This is a genomic window from Cryobacterium sp. TMT3-29-2 (assembly GCF_004564305.1).
Taxonomy (GTDB): domain Bacteria; phylum Actinomycetota; class Actinomycetes; order Actinomycetales; family Microbacteriaceae; genus Cryobacterium; species Cryobacterium sinapicolor.
The window spans coordinates 25532-42268 of the sequence record NZ_SOGK01000108.1; the positions used below are offsets into that span (position 1 = coordinate 25532).

Genomic DNA, 16737 nt, shown 5'->3' on the forward strand with positions numbered 1-16737 from the left:
AACAGGAGATAGCTGTGGCTCTCATTGAGGCAGTAGTAGCACGCGAGATTCTTGACTCCAGAGGCAACCCGACCGTCGAGGTCGAGGTATTGCTTGATGACGGTTCGGTCAGCCGTGCCGCCGTCCCGTCCGGCGCATCCACCGGTGCGTTCGAGGCTTATGAGCTGCACGACGGCGACAAGTCACGTTATTTGGGCAAGGGAGTCCGCAAGGCCGTTGACGCCGTCATCGACGAACTCGGACCGGCAGTCGAGGACCTCGACGCCGCAGACCAGCGCATCATCGACGCCGTCCTGAACGAGACCGACGGAACCGACAACAAGCACCGCGTCGGCGCCAACGCCATCCTCGGCGTCAGCCTGGCCGTTGCCAAGGCCGCCGCCACCTCGGCCGGCCTGCCCCTGTTCCGCTACCTCGGTGGCCCGAACGCGCACACGCTCCCGGTCCCGATGATGAACATCATCAACGGTGGATCGCACGCCGACAACGACGTGGACATCCAGGAATTCATGGTCGTCCCGCTCGGCGCTGAGTCCTTCGCCGAGGGCCTCCGCTGGGGCACCGAGACCTACCACGCCCTGAAGGCGCTGCTCAAGTCCAAGGGTCTCTCCACCGGCCTCGGCGACGAGGGTGGCTTCGCCCCCAACCTGCCGAGCAACCGCGCGGCTCTCGACCTCATCGTCGAAGCCATCCAGAACGCCGGCTACACACCCGGCAAGGACATCGGGCTTGCGCTCGACTGCGCCGCCTCCGAGTTCTACAAGGACGGCGTCTACCACTTCGAGGGCAAGGAACTCACCGCCTCGGAGCTGTCCGCCTACTACGTCGAGCTCGTTGCGGCCTACCCGCTCGTCTCGATCGAAGACCCGCTCGAGGAGGACGACTGGGATGGCTACGTCCACCTCACCGCCGAGCTCGGCGACAAGGTCCAGATCGTCGGCGACGACCTGTTCGTGACCAACCCGGTGCGTCTCGCCAAGGGCCTGGCCCTCGGCACCGCGAACTCCATCCTGGTCAAGGTCAACCAGATCGGCACCCTGACCGAGACGCTCGACGCAGTCTCCCTCGCGCAGCGTGCCGGTTACACCGCCGTCATCTCGCACCGCTCCGGTGAGACCGAAGACACCTTCATCGCCGACCTCGCGGTCGCGACGGATGCCGGCCAGATCAAGACCGGAGCGCCCGCCCGCAGCGAGCGCGTCGCGAAGTACAACCAGCTGCTCCGCATCGAGGAAGAGCTGGGCGAGGCCGCTGTGTACGCGGGCCGCGCCGCTTTCCCGCGCTTCACGGCGTAGTTCGACTGGAGCTCTCGGAGCGCGGGTTCATCCCCGTCGCTCCGGGAGCTCCATTTTTTTGTCCGATTGCGGTTAGGGTTCCAGTGCGGGACAACCGCGACCAGCGATTCACGAAGGGAGTTGCCGTGGCCAGGAAACGCGCCGAACGGCAGCCCGTTGCGCTCCCCGCAACCGAGACCGCGGCCGCCCGCTGGCTACGCGGCCTGCGCCTGTCCGGGTTCTCGCTGGTGATGATGGGCCTCCTGATCATGGCCGTCATCGTCCTGGCTCCCGGCATCCGCACCTACGCCGACCAGCGCCAGCAGATCGAATCGCTCACAGCGGAGGTCGAAGCCCAGCAGGGTGCCGTGGAGGAGCTCAAGAACGAGCGGGAACGCTGGAATGACCGCACCTACGTCACCACGCAGGCGAGGGACCGACTGTCCTATGTGCTCCCCGGCGACGTCAGCTTCCTCGTGATCAACGATCTGGCCCTGCCCGTCGCCGGCGGCACGGCCCCGCCGGTCGCCACGCCCACCATCCAAACCACCAACGTCGATTGGCTCTCCTCCATGTTCGCCTCCGTAATGACGGCCGGTCTGGCTCCCGAGGCCGTGAAATGACCCGGCCTCCCTTCGCTTCGGTCACCGAGGACGACATCACGATCGTGTCGGCCCAACTGGGACGCCCGGCTCGCAACGTCGTGGGCATCGCCGCGCGCTGCGTCTGCGGCGCCCCGACCGTGGTGGCGACGGCGCCGCGCCTCGCCGACGGCACCCCGTTCCCCACCCTCTACTACCTGACGCACCCCGCGGCCACCGCGGCGCTGTCGTTCCTCGAGGCCACCCAGGTGATGAACGAGTACAACCAGCTACTGGCCGACGACGAGCAGGTGCGGGCTCGCTACCGGCGTGCGCACGAGGGCTTCCTCACTGACCGGGAGACCCTGGGTACGGTCCCGGAAATCGCCGGCATCTCCTCCGGCGGCATGCCCGAACGCGTGAAATGCCTGCACGCCCTGGCCGCCCACGCCCTGGCTGCAGGTCCCGGCGTGAACCCGATCGGTGACCTGGCGCTGGCCCGGGCGGCGTGGACGCCCGCCGTCTGCGAATGCCTCGACTACACCACGGCCGACGAGTGACCCGTTCCGCCTGGCGTCGGATCGGCGCGGGCGTCGCCCTGGGCCTGACCGTGGCGCTCGGCGGGGCTTGCGTCGCAGCGCCCGCGCCCGCTTTCGCGGAGAACACGCAGGTCCGTGACCTGCAGTACTGGCTCAACGACTACGGATTCACCCAGGCCTGGAACACGACCCGTGGCGCCGGCGTCACGGTGGCCGTCATCGACACGGGCGTCGCGGCCGGCGTCGCCGACCTCACGGGTGCGGTCGTGGGCGGAACGGATGTCTCCGGACTCGGCTCCACCGACGGGCAGACGCCCGTTGGAGAAGGCAGCGAGCACGGGACCCTGGTCGCGTCCCTGCTGGCGGGCCGAGGCACGGGTGAGGGGTCGGGTGTGCTGGGAGTGGCCCCCGAGGCGTCGATCCTGGCCGTCTCGGTGGCCTTCGGCACCAGCGACGCCACCGTCAGCAATGACGACCAGATCGCCGAGGGCATCCGCTGGGCCGTAGACAACGGCGCCGACGTCATCAACATGTCCCTGACCCGCAACACGCTGGACTGGCCGCCGAGCTGGGACGACGCCTTTCTGTACGCCTTCGAGAACGATGTCGTCGTGGTGGCCGCCGCCGGAAACCGCGGCAGCGGCACCACCGAGGTCGGAGCCCCGGCCACCATCCCCGGGGTGCTCACCGTCGCCGGCGTCGACCGCAACAAGGGTGCCAGCTTCGACGCGTCCTCCCAGGGCATCACGATTTCGGTGGCCGCGCCCAGCGAGCAGCTCGTGGGCGTGGTTCCCGACGGCGGCTACGTGCAGTGGAACGGCACCAGCGCGGCCGCGCCGATCGTGTCGGGCCTGGTGGCCCTGGTGCGCGCCGCCTATCCCCGGCTCGACGCGGCGGAGGTGATGAACCGGGTCATCGAAACGGCCGACCCCAATGGCCGTGCCGTCCCCAGCCCCATCTACGGTAACGGCCTGATCGACGCCGCCGCCGCGGTGAGCGCATCCGTTGCGTCCTCGACGAGCCCGGAACCGGCCGCCCTGCTGGAGGAGTGGATCCGGGTGCACCGGCGCGCGGACACCGAGGTCGAGGCTGCTCCGCAGACCGCCACGCAGGTGCCGATCGCACCGCGGGAGGACCCGGCGCTGCCTGCCCCCAGCGTCGTTGCGGCGTGGCTGCCCAGCCCGCTCACGCTGACTTATATCACCGTACCGCTCCTGGTCTTGGTCGGGTTTGGTACTCTAGTAACGCTGCTCGGCATCGGAGCCTCTCGGCAGATCAAGCGAATCCGGTCAAAACGGTAAGTTTCGCGCAGCTAAATCATGTAGGAGGACTTTCATAGTGCCCAAAATTCTTATCGTCGGTGGCGGCTACGCCGGTTTCTATACTGCGTGGAAACTGGAGAAATGGCTGCGCGCCGGCGAGGCCGAGGTCACCATGGTTGACCCGCTGCCGTACATGACCTACCAGCCGTTCCTGCCGGAGGTTGCCGCCGGATCCATCGAGGGCCGCCACGCCGCTGTCGCGCACCGTCGTCACCTCAAGAAGACCACCGTCGTCACGGCAAAGGTCACGCACGTCGACCACGCCACGAAGACCGCGACCATCACCCCGCCCGTCGGCGAGCCCTACGACTTCGTCTATGACGTCGTCGTCGTGACGGCCGGCGCCGTGTCCCGTACGTTCCCGATCCCGGGCGTCGCGGACCAGGCCATCGGTCTCAAGACCATCGAGGAAGCCATCGCCATCCGCGACCGCATGCTCACGAACTTCGACAAGGCGGCACTGCTGCCGGCCGGTCCCGAGCGGGACCGCCTGCTCACCTTCGTCGTCATCGGCGGCGGCTTCGCCGGCATCGAGGTCTTCGCCGAGCTGCGTTCCTTCGCGTCATCGCTACTCAAGTCCTACCCGCAGATCGGGTTCGACGACACCCACTTCCACCTGATCGAGGCGATGGGGCGCATCATGCCCGAGGTCTCGCTGCCGACCAGCCTCTGGGTCATCAAGCACCTCGACGAACGCGGCGCTCAGATCCACCTCAACACGCAGCTGACCAGCGCGGTCGGCGGCAAGGTCGAGCTGTCCACCGGTGAGAGTTTCGAGACCGACCTGATCGTCTGGACCGCCGGAGTCATGGCGAACCCGGCCATCGTGCGCCACACCGACCTGCCGATCGAGGACCGCGGGCGGATCCAGGTGCGCCCCGACCTGCGCGTCGGAACCGACGACGAGATCATCGCCGACGCCTGGGGTGCCGGCGATATCACCGCCGTCCCCGACCTCAGCGGTGGGGGAGTGGGCGGCTTCTGCGTTCCCAACGCCCAGCACGCTGTGCGCCAGGGCAAGCTCCTCGCGAAGAACATCGTCGCGGTGCTGCGCGGCGAGGCTCCCAAGGACTACCTGCACAAGAACAAGGGCGCGGTTGCCGGCCTCGGCATCGGTTCCGGTGTCTTCCAGTCCGGCAAGGTCGCCTTCACGGGTCTGCCGGCCTGGTTCGCCCACCGCGGCTACCACGGCCTCGCCATGCCCAGCTGGGAGCGCAAGCTGCGCGTCATCTTGGGCTGGATGAACAACTTCTTCCTCGGTCGAGACATCGTCTCGCTCGCCGCGGTGGAGAACCCTCGGGCCACGTTCGTGGAGTTCGCCTCCCGCCCCAAGCCCGCCGCGGATGCTGCCGCGCCGGCCAAGGCGCCGGCGACCGCCGCCGCATCGGCCAAGGCCAAGGCCTCGGCCTCCGCCGCCCCTGGCACGGTTCCCGCCGTCAAGGCCGCCGTGCGGGCGCCCCGCGCTCCGCGCAAGAGCGCGGCCGACAGGGCTGTCGAGGCCGAGAAGATCGCCACGGCAGAGACGACCGAGAAGGCCACGGCGTCAGCAGCCGCCAAATAGCAGCGGCTGCGGGCGTCAACGGGAGAAACCGGTGACGCCCGCAGCACCTACGCTTGAGGCGTTCGGATTCACCGAGCGCGCCCCCGTAGCCCAATGGCAGAGGCAGACGACTTAAAATCGTCACAGTCTGGGTTCGACCCCCAGCGGGGGCACTGCACGGAACGACACAGCGAACCGGCCCGGCCCTGCTGCACGCTTTATCCGGGTGAGGCGGCCTTTCCGCCGTGGTTCCGTCGCGCTACCATCTGCGAGTGACACGGCCGTCGCCTCCCCGTGATGTGCCTTTTCCCGACGAAGGAGCAGCATCATGGACTTTCTGCAAGCCACGTGGGACATCATCTGGTTCTTCTTCTGGACATTCGCGTTCATCGCCTACCTGATGGTGCTCTTCTCGATCATCGGGGACATCTTCCGTGACCACACCCTCAGCGGATGGGGCAAGGCCGCCTGGATGCTGTTCCTCGTCTTCGTGCCGTTCCTGACCGCGCTGATCTACCTGATCGCCCGGGGTAAGGGAATGGCCGAGCGGCAGATGCGCGCGGCTCAGCAGAACCAGTCCGCCACGGAACAGTACGTGCGCTCGGTCGCCGGCACGGGCGGGGCTGCGGACGAGATCACCAAGGCGAAAGCGCTGCTCGACACCGGCACCATCACCGCCGAGGAGTACGCGGCGCTCAAAGCCAAGGCGCTGCGGTGACCTGAGCCGCGCCGCGGGCGGAACCAGTTCGACGGAGATTGTGGTCTGAGAGCCGGATAGGGGCCGGGTTGAGGCCATTTTCGGCAGAATCTCCGTCGAATTGGTGAGGGGTCGCTACTCCAGGTGGTCCAGGTACCTCAGGATGATGCCCTCGCGCAGCGCCCACGGCGACACTTCCAGCTCGGTCACGCGGAACGCGGCCATCGCGGCGCTGAGCACGATGCCGCCGGCCACGATCTGGAAGGTGCGGTCGGCGGTGATGCCGGGCAGCGCCGGGCGGGCCTCGGCCGGGATGCGGGCCAGCCGCGGCACCCAGTCGTCCAACTGGGAACGCGTCAGCTGCATCCGTTCGCCCGAGCCGAAACCCTCCGAGGTGGAACCGGCCAGCTTGGCCAGTGAGCGGATGGTTTTGGACGAACCGACGACGTGGTGCGCCGCGGGGAGACCCTCGAATGCGACCAGGGCGTCCTGGAGCACGGCGGCCGCATGGTCGCGGAGCGCGGCGACCTGCTTGGGCAGGGGCGGGTCGTCGTGCAGGAAGCCGATCGTGGACCGGCCGGCGCCCAGCGGCAACGACAGCGCCACCGCGGGCACCTCGTTCCCGCCCGCGGCGATCTCCAGGGAGCCGCCCCCGATGTCGAACAGCAGGATGTCCCGGGCCGACCAGCCGTACCAGCGCCGAACGGCCAGGAACGTCAGTCGGGCCTCGTCCTCACCGGACAGGACCTGCAGTGCGACGCCGGTCTCCCGCTCGACCCGGGCGAGCAGTTCGGGTCCGTTCACGGCCTCGCGGAGGGCGGAGGTGGCGAACGGCAAGAGGTCGTCGACCTGGTGGCGCCGTGCCACCTCGGCCGCATTCCGCACCGACTCGAGCACCGCGGTGCACCCCTCGTCGGTGATCGCGCCCTCGGGCGTGAGGTAGCGCATCAGGCGCAGCACAGCCTTGTCCGAGGCCATCGGCACCGGCTGGGCGCCCGCGTGCGCGTCGACAACCAGCAGGTGGACGGTGTTCGAACCGACATCAAGGACTCCGAGGCGCACGCTCTCGACGATAGCGTGCGGGGAGGCCGCCGCACCGCTACGCGGCCACGGCGTGCCGGGTCGTCGTCAGGGTGCCGTCGACCAGGGTGTGCACGGAGTCCGTCAGCGGCAGCAGCCGCCGAACATGGGTGACCAGCACCGTGGCGGTGTCGTGCTCGACGGTGAGCCGCAGGATCAGCTCCAGGATGCGGGAACCGCGCTCCTGGTCGAGTGCGCTCGTTGGCTCAGCGACGACCAGGACGGTCGGGTCGTTCATCAGCGCGCGGGCGATATTGACCCGCTGACGCTGACCGCCCGAGAGCGAACCCGGGCGATGCTCAGAGTCTGGCGGGGGTGACGAACCGCTGCCAGGCCCAGGCGCTCACGCTGACGACGGTGAAGAGGGCGCCCGCCACCCACCAGAGGTTGAGGCTGCCGCCGGCGTGCCAGAGATCCACCGCCGGGGACAGCACCCCGAACATGATTGTGAAGGCGAGCACCGTCAGGCACGCCCAGATCGGCGGTGACCAGGCGAGGATGCTCCGTCCACTGGTGCGTCCGATCGGGACCAGCACCAGTGCCGCCGAACCGATCGCGGCCAGCACCACGCTGGTGGCGATCTCGGCGGCGAGGGAACTGAGGAAGCCGTCCGCTGCCGGAAGAATTCCCAGCGTCAGCCAGCCGAGAACGGCCAGACCGATCAGGCTGCCGGCCCGAACGGCGGCGAGCGGGCCGCGCCGCGGCGCCAGCGCCTCGGGGGCCACGGTGACGCTGCCGAGAAGCCCGAAGACCAGGGCCGGATGAATGTCGAGGGCCCGGGAGGCCAGGGCGGTCAGGGCGACCAGCAGCAGGTAGCGAGGCAGGAATGTGACGGATGCCTTCACCCGCCACACGCGGGAGCTCCACCACAGCGGTACGAGGGCTCCGACCGCGTTGACGACGAGGAGCGCCAGCGTGACGGCCAGCAGCAGTCGGAGGTAGGCCGGCTGGCTGGTGACCGGGCCCGACAGCATGACGAGGGTGGCCGCGGCCAGCACGGCGGCACCGGCCACCAGCCACCGGTTCAGCGGGAGCTCGGGAACGGTCTCGAATTCCTCGCGGGCGCGGTTGCGGCCCGCGATCGGCATGCCCGGCCAGAGGGGGCGTCCGTCGCGGGCCCGGGACACGGTCCCGGCGAGGAGACGGGCCGGAACGCACAACAACAGGAGGGCGCCGAGCGCCAGCAGCGCCGCCTGGAACCAGGACAGGTCGGGCGTCGACCACGGCGGCAGCACGGCGGTCGCGAACCGGGTGGGGTCGCTCCAGCCGCCCGGCAGGGGGATGGCGAGGTCTACGGTCGGGCTGTCAGCCTGCGGTGTCGGCGACGCGGGTGCAGCGGCACCGGGTGAGGAGTGCTCCGGGACCGCGGCCGAGGAAGGCGGTGGGGCGGCCGGAGCGGCGGGCGCGGCAGTGGGAGGCACGGCCGTTCCCGGGGCGGCGGAGCCGGACGGGGCAGGGTCGCCGTAGAACACGTCCACGCCGGGGCTGCCCGGGCCGAGGTTGCCCGCCGGGTCGAGCTGCACGGCGATCACCCGGTAGGAACCGGCGGCGACCCCGCCGGCCGAGCAAATCCACGACCCGGACACGACAACGGTGCTGCAGAGCTCATATGGGCCGGCGAAGACTCGCACCGTCGCACCCTCCTCACCGGACCCCGCGTAGTCGGCACCGGTGAGCGGGAGCCGGGCGCCGGGCGCCGGCGTGCTCAGCGTCGGTGCCGCCGGCCGGTCGCGATCGAAGTCGAGAACGACCGGGGCGCTCCGGTTGGACCACGAGGGACTGCTATAGCTCGTCTGTTGGCTGGCCGTGACCTCGGCCTCCCCGCCGGCGAGCCCGTCGGCGAACGTGCACGACCAGGCGCCCGAGGCGTCGGCGGTGGCCGTGCAGCGGGGTCCGCCGGTCATTGTGACGATGACGGAGGCCCCCGGATAGCCGGTGCCGCGCACCGTGCCGTTGGTCAGGGTCCCGCCGGTCGGGCCGCCCGTCACCCGAGGGGCGGCCAGCACGGCGATGGTGTGCTCGGCGGCGAGGTCGGAGGCGCCGGTGACGACGACCCGGAGCGGAACGGATGGCCCGCTCGGCAGGGAGACCGCGGCGCAACTCCACTCGCCGGCGTCAACCACGTCGAAGCAGAGCGGGTCCTGGCCGGCGACGGGGGAGAGCAACTGGATCTCCTGGCCGGTTTCACCCGTTCCGGAGACGGTGGTGGTTCCGCTGCCCACAAAGGTCCCCGGCGGTGGGCTGACGATGGTCGGCGCGCTCGTCGGGGCCGCCCTGGGCTCCCGCTCGACGGTGGGGGCCGGTGTGGGAGTCGGTGTGGGACTCGGCTCCGCGAACGCCGGGGCCGCGGTGCCGAGCAGCAGCAAGCCGACCAGGGAGACGAACAGGGGCAGAGTGCGAGGCGTCGTTCGTCGGCGACGGCACCCGGGCGTTGTGCCCGAACCGGCCTCACCTGTCCCGAACATGAATCCCCCTGTGACCATTTCACGGGCCAGCGCCGGGAAAGTCAACGTGCGACACGCGGAATGAGGGCGATGTCACCCATTCGTGATCGGCGGAGCCATGGGGCATACTGTCGCTGGGCCATCCGAGCCGTTACTTTCCCCGGGAAGGCGACGGGCGGCCGTGGCCAGGTCACCGCACCGGGCGTCCTCGGTCCCGGCTAATGAAGGCGGCGCGCTGATGCTCGACCTCTCCCACCGTCCCTCGAGCCGTCCCTGGCAGAATCCCGGGCTGTTCTGGGCCGAACTGACGGCCGCGACGGCCCACCTGGACTCCCCGGTCGCCGCCCTGCACCTGGGGGCGCTGCGCCACAACGCGTACGACCTGCTGGATCGCGCCGCCGGCACCCCGCTCCGGGTCGCGTCGAAGTCGATCCGGGTGCGCGGCGTGGTCGAGGCAATCCTGGCCCTGCCCGGCTATCGGGGTGTGTTGGCCTACACCCTGGCCGAGGCGCTCTGGCTGGCGGAGACGGTGACGGATGTGCTCGTCGGCTACCCCACGGCCGACCGGTCCGCGATCCGGCGGCTGGGCCGTTCGCCGGAACTGGCCGCCACGGTCACCCTGATGGTCGACTCGATCGCCCACCTCGACTTCATCGACGCCGTGCTCCCGCCCGGCAGCCGGGTCCCGATCCGGGTCTGTCTAGAACTGGACGCAGCCTGGAACACCCCCGTGCTCGGACACCTGGGTGTCTGGCGTTCACCCGTGCACACTCCGGGCGAGGCCCGTCGGCTCGGGGCCGCCATCGCAGCCCGTCCCGGCTTCTCCCTCGTCGGCGTGATGAGCTACGAGGCGCAGGTGGCGGGCATCGGCGACAAACCGGCCGGGAAACCGCTCCGGGGTCTGGTCACCCGCTGGGTGCGGCGCCGGTCCGTCGGGGAACTGGCGGAGCGGCGCAGTGCGGCCGTCGCCGCGGTCCGGGAGGTCGCGCCCCTCGAGTTCGTGAACGGAGGCGGAACGGGCTCGGTCGAGAGCACGCGCGCTGACGCATCCATCACCGACATCGCCGTCGGCAGCGGCTTCTTCGGCGGCCACCTCTTCGACAACTACGCGAGTTTCCGTCCCGCGCCGGCGGCCGCGGTCGCCCTCTCCGTGGTGCGGAAGCCCAGCCCCGATACGGCCGTGCTGCTCGGTGGCGGCTGGATCGCGTCCGGGGTGCCCGGGGCCGACCGGATGCCGCGCCTGGTCTGGCCGGAGGGCCTCAGCCTGGTTCCGCGGGAGATGGCCGGCGAGGTGCAGACGCCGCTGACCGGGGCCGCAGCGGCCCGGCTCCGTGTGGGGGACCGCGTCTGGGCGCGGCACACCAAATCGGGGGAGCTGAGCGAGCACGTGAACGAATTCGCACTGGTCGAGAATGGGAGGGTGGTCGACATCCTGCCGACCTACCGGGGCGAGGGGAAGGCCTTTCTGTGACTGCGAGCGGAGCGGTATGGCGCAATTGGGCCCGGAACGAGGCCGTGACGCCGGTCCGGGTGGAACGGCCGTCGAGTGTCGCAGCAGTGCAGCGCGCCGTCGTGGCGGCCGGCAAGGTGGGCCTCCGGGTCAAGGCCGTGGGCTCCGGGCACAGCTTCTCCGGCATCGCGCTGGCACCGGGGGTGCAGCTCGACCTGCTGGACCTCGCCGGGCTGATCGGTGTGGACACCGTGGCCGGGCAGGTCACGCTGGCCGCGGGAACCCGCCTGTTCGAACTGCCCCGCCTGCTGCGGCCCTACGGTCTGGCCCTGCCGAATTTGGGCGACGTGGACCGGCAGACGATCTCCGGCGCCACGTCCACCGGGACCCACGGCACCGGCGGCCGGTTCGGCGGCCTGGCGACCCAGGTCGTGGCGCTGACCCTGGTGACCGGCGACGGCACCCTGCTACGCGTAAGCGCCACGGAGAACGCGGAGCTGCTGCCGGCGGCCCGCCTCGGGCTGGGCGCGCTCGGAATCATGGTGGATGTGACCCTGCAGTGCGTGCCTGCCTTCCTGCTGCACGCGGTGGAGGCCGCCGAGCCGCTGGAGGAGGTGCTCGAGGGCTACCTCGACCGGACCGAGCGCAGCGACCACTTCGAGTTCTTCTGGTTCCCGCACACCGAGACCGCCCTGACCAAGACCAACACCCGGCAGCCCCTGGAGTCCGGCCGGTCGCCGCTCGGACGGGTCTCCCGGTGGGTCGACGACGAACTGCTCGCGAACGGCGTCTACCGCGGGATCTGCGGCCTGGGTGCCGCGCTGCCGGCGACGGTGCCGGGATTCAACCGGCTGGCATCCCGGCGGAGCGGGAAACGCGAATTCACGGATGTCTCGCACCGCGTGTTCGTGACCAACCGCACGGTGCGTTTTCGAGAAATGGAATATGCCCTGCCGCGGGCCGTGGTGCCGGACGCGCTGCGCGAGGTGCGCGCGCTGATAGAGGCGCGTGGCTGGCGCATCTCGTTCCCGATCGAGGTGCGCTCGGCCGCGGCCGACGACGTCTGGCTGTCGACCGCCACGGGCCGGGACACCGGCTACATCGCCGTGCACCGGTACTACCGGGAGGACCCCGCCGCCTACTTCCAGGCGGTCGAGGCCATCATGCGCGCTCACGGCGGGCGTCCGCACTGGGGCAAGATGCACGACCGGGATGCGGCGTCCCTGCGCTCCGACTACCCGCACTTCGACGACTTCCTCTCGGTGCGTGACAGGCTTGACCCCGAGCGACGCTTCAACAACAGCTATCTGGAAAGAGTCCTGGGTCGATGAGCAACAGCAACACCCCCACCGCACGCGCCTGGGAACACCGGGCGGGGGAGCTGGGTGACCGGCTGCCCGACGGCTTCACCCTCGGTGTGGCCACCTCCGCGTTCCAGATCGAGGGCGGCGCTCGGGAGGGCGGTCGCGGCGAATCGAGCTGGGACCCGTTCACGGCCACCGCCGGGCGCATCAGGGACGGCTCCAACGCATCCGTGTCGACTGACCACTTCAACCGCCTCGACCAGGACATCACCCTGCTCCGCGAACTGGGCGCGGACGTCTACCGGTTCTCCCTGGCCTGGTCCCGGTTGCAGCCCGACGGCCGCGGCCCGCTCAGCCGGGCCGGCCTGGCCTTCTACGACCGGCTGCTCGACGGGCTCCTGGTCGCCGGGATCAGCCCGATGGCGACCCTGTTCCACTGGGACACGCCGCTCCGGTTGCGCGGCGGCTGGCTGAACCGGGACACCGCGCTGCGCTTCGGCGACTACGCGCACCAGGTCGGCGCGGTGTTCGGTGACCGGATCGACTCCTGGCTGACCCTGAACGATCCCGCGACGGTGACCCTGAACGGTTACGCCCTCGGCACCGACGCCCCGGGGGAGACCCGGCTCTTCGGCGCCCTGCCGGCGGCGCACCACCAGCTGCTGGGGCACGGCCTTGCCGTGCAGGGGTTGCGCGCCGCCGATGTGCGCGGCCGGATCGGGATCTCGACCGTGCACTCGCCCGTGCAGGCCGCCAGCGACCGTGAAGCCGACTCGCGCGCCGCCGAGCTCTTCGACGTGCTGCACAACCGCCTGTACGCCGACGCGGTGCTGCTCGGCCGCTACCCGGAACCGCCCGAGCCCTACCAGGTGCCCCTGCGGATGCTGCTGGAAACCGAGCCGGACGACCTGCGCACCATCCACCAGCCGCTGGACTTCTACGGGCTGGACTACTCCCAGCCGAGCCGGATCAAGGCCGGCCCCGCGGCCCCGAGAACCCCGAGCGGACCGCCCTTCGGGGAGCCGCCGGAGAAGGTGATCGCGTTCCCCTTCCACGTCACCCCGTTCCGCGAGTTCCCGGTGACCAATGCCGGCACCGCCATCGCCCCCGAATACCTCGGAGTGGCCCTCGGCGAACTGCGGGACCGCTACGCGGACAACTTGCCGCCGGTCTGCATCACGGCCGGGGGAGCAAGCTTCCCCGATGTGGCCGACAAGTGGGGTGCCGTGCACGACCCGGCCCGGATCGACTACCTGGCCGAACACATCACGGCCGCGCTCGCCGCGGTGGCCCCCGGCGGAATCGCCGACGGAGTCATCCTGCAGGGGTATACGATCTGGTCCCTGCTGGACAGCTTCGAATGGACGGCCGGCTACACCCAGCGGTTCGGCCTCGTGCACGTCGACTTCCAGGACGGCACGCGCACGCGCACCCCCAAAACCTCCTATCGCTGGCTGCAGAAGGTGCTCTCGGCTCGTTGAGGGTCGGGAACGACGGCGCGGCTCACCGTTTCTTGGAGTGTGTCGGGAAGCGCATGTGAGCGCCAGGGCACGCGGTTATGATAGTTCTGCGTCGTAGAAACGCCGCCGCGGCCTGCCTGCTCGCCCCGCCTCATCACAAGGAGAAGCTGCCATGGAATGGCTCATCCCGGTCCTCATCGTTGTTGCACTCGTCGTCATCATTGGTATCTACCTCTGGGCGACGTACAACTCCCTCGTCACCCTCAAGGTGCGCGTGGACGAGGCATGGAGTGATATCACCGTCCAGATGAAGCGCCGGGCCGACCTGATCCCCAACCTGATCGAGACGGTCAAGGGCTATGCGGCACACGAGCGGGCCGTCTTCGAGAACGTCACCAAGGCACGGGCCGAGTCGCTCAACGCTCAGGGTCCGGCCGAGTCCGCCGCCGCCGAGAACCACATGCAGACCGCCCTGCGCAGCATCTTCGCCGTGGCGGAGGCCTACCCGCAGTTGCAGGCGAGCCAGAACTACCTGCAGCTGCAGGGCGAACTCGTCGACACTGAGGACAAGATCCAGGCGTCACGCCGGTTCTACAACGGCGGCGTGCGGGAACTGAACACGAAGATCCAGGTCTTCCCCAACAACCTCATCGCCCGCAACCTCGGGTTCACCCAGCGAGACTTCTTCGAGGTGTCCGACTCCGCTGCCATCGCGGAGCCGCCACGCGTCCAGTTCTAACGGCAGGCGGCCATGTACAGCGCTATTGCGCGCAACAAGCGCAACACCGTCTTCATCATCATCCTGTTCATCGTCATCATCGCGGGCCTCGGTTGGCTCGCCAACGCCGTCTACAGCACGCCCGGGAACTACAGCATCCTGATCCTCACGGTCGTCGTCGCCACGGGGTACGCCGTGGTGCAGTACTTCGTGGCTGGGCGCCAGGCGATCGCGATGAGCGGCGGCATCCGCATCAACAGCCAGTCGGAGAACCCGAGGCTCTGGAACATCGTCGAGAATCTCTCGATCACCACCGGCACCCCCATGCCCGCTATCTATGTGATCAACGACCCGGCGCCGAACGCCTTCGCCACCGGGCGCGACCCGGAGCACGCGATCGTGGCGGCCACCACCGGTCTGCTGGAGATCATGACCGATTCCGAGCTCGAGGGCGTCATGGCGCACGAGCTCGGCCACGTGCGCAACTATGACATCCGCCTGTCGATGGTCGTGTTCGGCCTCGTCGTGGCCGTCGGGTTCATTTCCGACATCTTCCTGCGGATGGCGTTCTTCGGCCGGAACAGCAAGAACAACGGCAGCCCCGTGATCATGGTGGTCGGCCTCGTCGCCATGCTCGTGGCACCCCTGATCGCCACGGTCGTGCAGCTGGCGGTGTCGAGGCAGCGCGAGTACCTGGCGGATGCCACGGCAGCCCTGACCACGCGGCATCCGGATGCCCTGGCCAGCGCCCTCGGCAAACTCGAGGCCTACGGTCGCCCGATGAAGAAGCAGAACACGTCGATGGCCCACCTCTGGATCGCCGACCCGCTCAAGCCCGGCGTGATGGACAAGCTCTTCGCCACGCACCCGCCGATCGCCGAGCGCGTCGAACGCCTGCACACGATGGGCCGCCAGTTCTAGAGCCCCGTTCCGGTCGAGAGCGCCCCTTCCGCCGGTCGCTCTCGACCGGAACGGGCACTGCCTAGTTTGCCCGCGCTGCCTAGCGGCGCAGTTCGGCGGCCAGCGCGCCGGCGAGATTGCCGCGCGGTTCCACCTCGATCTCCGGCAGGCCCTGCCAGGCGGCGGCCTCCCGGAGAACGGATGCGAGACGCTCCGCCGTGTCCGTCGGCGCACCGGGCTCCGCCCACGCGGCGCGCACCCGCAGAACGCGCGCCTGCCGGTCGTTCTTGAGGTCGACCCGGCCCACGATCGTGTCGCCGAGCAGCACGGGCAGGCAGTAGTAGCCGAACACCCGCTTCGGCTCGGGAGTGTAGATCTCGATCCGGTAATGGAAGCCGAACACCCGCAGTGCGCGGGCGCGTTCCCAGACGACCGGGTCGAAGGGGGACAGCAGGGTTGCGGCATCCATCCGGCGCGGCAGCCGGGCGTCGCGGTGCAGCCAGGCCGCCCCGGGGGCGCCGCCTGCTCCCCACCCCGGCACCTCGACCGGGAGGAGCTCGCCGGCATCCTCGAGGTCGCGGATGGCCGCCCGGGTCGCCGGGCCGCGCAGCCGGAAGTAGTCGGCGAAGTCCGTCACCGTGCCGATGCCGTGCGCCCGGGCCGAGCGACTCACCAGTTCCCGGTGCGCGTCGTCCCGGCTGACGGTCCGCTCGAGGAGCCCCGGCGGGAACACCTGCTCCGGAAGCCCGTAGACCCGCTCGAACCGCTCCCTGCCCATGATGGCCACGTCACCCCAGCGGAACAGGGTCTCCAGCCCGGTCTTCACGTCCGACCAGCCCCACCACGGGCCGCTGCGCCGGTTCGCGTCGTGCTCGATCGCGCTCGCGCGGAGGGGACCGTTGGCGGCGAGCTCAGCCAGCAGCCAGTCGAGCATCGGCCGGTTGCCCTGCGCCCACGCCTCGGTCGCCGACCTATCCCGGAAATCCCGCATCCGCCAGCCGAACAGCGGCCAGGCGTCGCGGGGCAGGAAGGACGCCTCGTGCGCCCAGTACTCCGTGAACCGCGACTCGCGGCCCGACGTCAGCCGGTCCAACTGCGCCTTGTCGTAGACGCCGAGGCGGCTGAATGCCGGCAGGTAGTGGCTGCGCTCGAAGACGTTCACCGAGTCGATCTGCAGCAGTGCGAGCCGGTTCACCAGGGTATCCAGCTGACGGATGCCCGGCGTCACGGCCGACGCGCGGCCGAAGCCCTGCGCGCCGAGCGCGATCCGGCGGGCGAGGGCCGGGGAGATCGTCTGCACCATTTCCTACGACCCTAGCTGTACCCGGCCAGGACGTTGGTGACACTTCGCGGCTTGTGAAAAGGGAGAACCTCCGGACTTAGTGGAGGTATCTAACGTCTTCACAAGTCACGGAGGTCCTCATGAGC

The 16737-nt window shown here is 69.8% G+C and carries 14 protein-coding genes, 1 tRNA gene and 1 pseudogene; 12 read left to right on the forward strand and 4 right to left on the reverse strand.

Annotated elements, in window-relative coordinates; genetic code table 11:
- Positions 1-14 precede the first annotated feature (14 nt).
- The 7 genes from eno (at position 15) to E3O67_RS12255 (ending at position 5974) form a co-directional block, all read left to right on the forward strand.
- Positions 15-1295 carry a phosphopyruvate hydratase gene (gene eno / locus E3O67_RS12225; protein ID WP_134431528.1) on the forward strand — a complete coding sequence of 427 codons (1281 nt, stop codon included), beginning with the start codon at positions 15-17 and terminating at the stop codon, positions 1293-1295.
- 125 nt (positions 1296-1420) lie between these two features.
- Complete coding sequence (locus E3O67_RS12230; RefSeq protein WP_135102816.1) at positions 1421-1897, forward strand: septum formation initiator family protein; 477 nt, start codon at positions 1421-1423, stop codon at positions 1895-1897.
- Positions 1894-2415 carry a DUF501 domain-containing protein gene (locus tag E3O67_RS12235; RefSeq protein ID WP_135102817.1) on the forward strand — a complete coding sequence of 174 codons (522 nt, stop codon included), beginning with the start codon at positions 1894-1896 and terminating at the stop codon, positions 2413-2415. The genes E3O67_RS12230 and E3O67_RS12235 overlap by 4 nt, the downstream gene beginning before the upstream one ends.
- Complete coding sequence (locus tag E3O67_RS12240) at positions 2412-3695, forward strand: S8 family serine peptidase (RefSeq protein WP_338145400.1); 1284 nt, start codon at positions 2412-2414, stop codon at positions 3693-3695. The genes E3O67_RS12235 and E3O67_RS12240 overlap by 4 nt, the downstream gene beginning before the upstream one ends.
- A 37-nt stretch (positions 3696-3732) precedes the next feature.
- On the forward strand, positions 3733-5277 hold the full coding sequence (locus E3O67_RS12245; RefSeq protein WP_135102818.1) for an NAD(P)/FAD-dependent oxidoreductase: 1545 nt from the start codon (positions 3733-3735) through the stop codon (positions 5275-5277).
- 79 nt (positions 5278-5356) lie between these two features.
- Positions 5357-5429, forward strand: a tRNA-Leu gene (locus E3O67_RS12250).
- 155 nt (positions 5430-5584) lie between these two features.
- Positions 5585-5974, forward strand: a complete 390-nt coding sequence (locus E3O67_RS12255) for an SHOCT domain-containing protein (protein ID WP_134431542.1) — start codon at positions 5585-5587, stop codon at positions 5972-5974.
- A 114-nt stretch (positions 5975-6088) separates the two neighbouring features.
- Here E3O67_RS12255 and E3O67_RS12260 read toward each other — a convergent pair whose 3' ends face one another.
- The 3 genes and pseudogenes from E3O67_RS12260 to E3O67_RS12270 form a co-directional block, all read right to left on the reverse strand.
- The gene (locus E3O67_RS12260; RefSeq protein ID WP_134431545.1) at positions 6089-7015 is read right to left on the reverse strand and encodes a Ppx/GppA phosphatase family protein; all 927 of its coding nucleotides are present in this window, start codon (positions 7013-7015) and stop codon (positions 6089-6091) included.
- Between the two features lie 37 nt (positions 7016-7052).
- Positions 7053-7319: pseudogene (locus E3O67_RS17675) on the reverse strand (ATP-binding cassette domain-containing protein); the annotation flags it as partial.
- 13 nt (positions 7320-7332) lie between these two features.
- Positions 7333-9498, reverse strand: a complete 2166-nt coding sequence (locus E3O67_RS12270; RefSeq protein WP_135102820.1) for a hypothetical protein — start codon at positions 9496-9498, stop codon at positions 7333-7335.
- Positions 9499-9715: 217 nt separating this feature from the next.
- Here E3O67_RS12270 and E3O67_RS12275 point away from each other — a divergent pair, with 217 nt between their 5' ends.
- The 5 genes from E3O67_RS12275 to E3O67_RS12295 all read left to right on the forward strand — a co-directional run bounded on the left by E3O67_RS12275 (position 9716) and on the right by E3O67_RS12295 (position 15330).
- Positions 9716-10948: an amino acid deaminase/aldolase gene (locus E3O67_RS12275; protein ID WP_135102821.1), complete on the forward strand. Its 1233-nt coding sequence runs from the start codon at positions 9716-9718 to the stop codon at positions 10946-10948.
- Positions 10945-12258, forward strand: a complete 1314-nt coding sequence (locus E3O67_RS12280; protein WP_134431556.1) for a D-arabinono-1,4-lactone oxidase — start codon at positions 10945-10947, stop codon at positions 12256-12258. Before E3O67_RS12275 ends, E3O67_RS12280 begins: the two co-directional genes overlap by 4 nt.
- Positions 12255-13712, forward strand: a complete 1458-nt coding sequence (locus tag E3O67_RS12285) for a glycoside hydrolase family 1 protein (RefSeq protein WP_134431559.1) — start codon at positions 12255-12257, stop codon at positions 13710-13712. The genes E3O67_RS12280 and E3O67_RS12285 overlap by 4 nt, the downstream gene beginning before the upstream one ends.
- A 151-nt stretch (positions 13713-13863) precedes the next feature.
- Positions 13864-14430 (forward strand): LemA family protein, encoded by a 567-nt coding sequence (locus E3O67_RS12290; protein ID WP_134431562.1) that lies wholly within the window; start codon positions 13864-13866, stop codon positions 14428-14430.
- Positions 14431-14442: 12 nt separating this feature from the next.
- A complete protein-coding gene (locus E3O67_RS12295; RefSeq protein WP_134431565.1) occupies positions 14443-15330 on the forward strand; it encodes a M48 family metallopeptidase in 888 nt (295 codons plus the stop codon).
- Positions 15331-15409: 79 nt separating this feature from the next.
- Here E3O67_RS12295 and E3O67_RS12300 read toward each other — a convergent pair whose 3' ends face one another.
- On the reverse strand, positions 15410-16612 hold the full coding sequence (locus E3O67_RS12300) for a winged helix-turn-helix domain-containing protein (RefSeq protein WP_134431567.1): 1203 nt from the start codon (positions 16610-16612) through the stop codon (positions 15410-15412).
- Positions 16613-16737 lie beyond the last annotated feature (125 nt).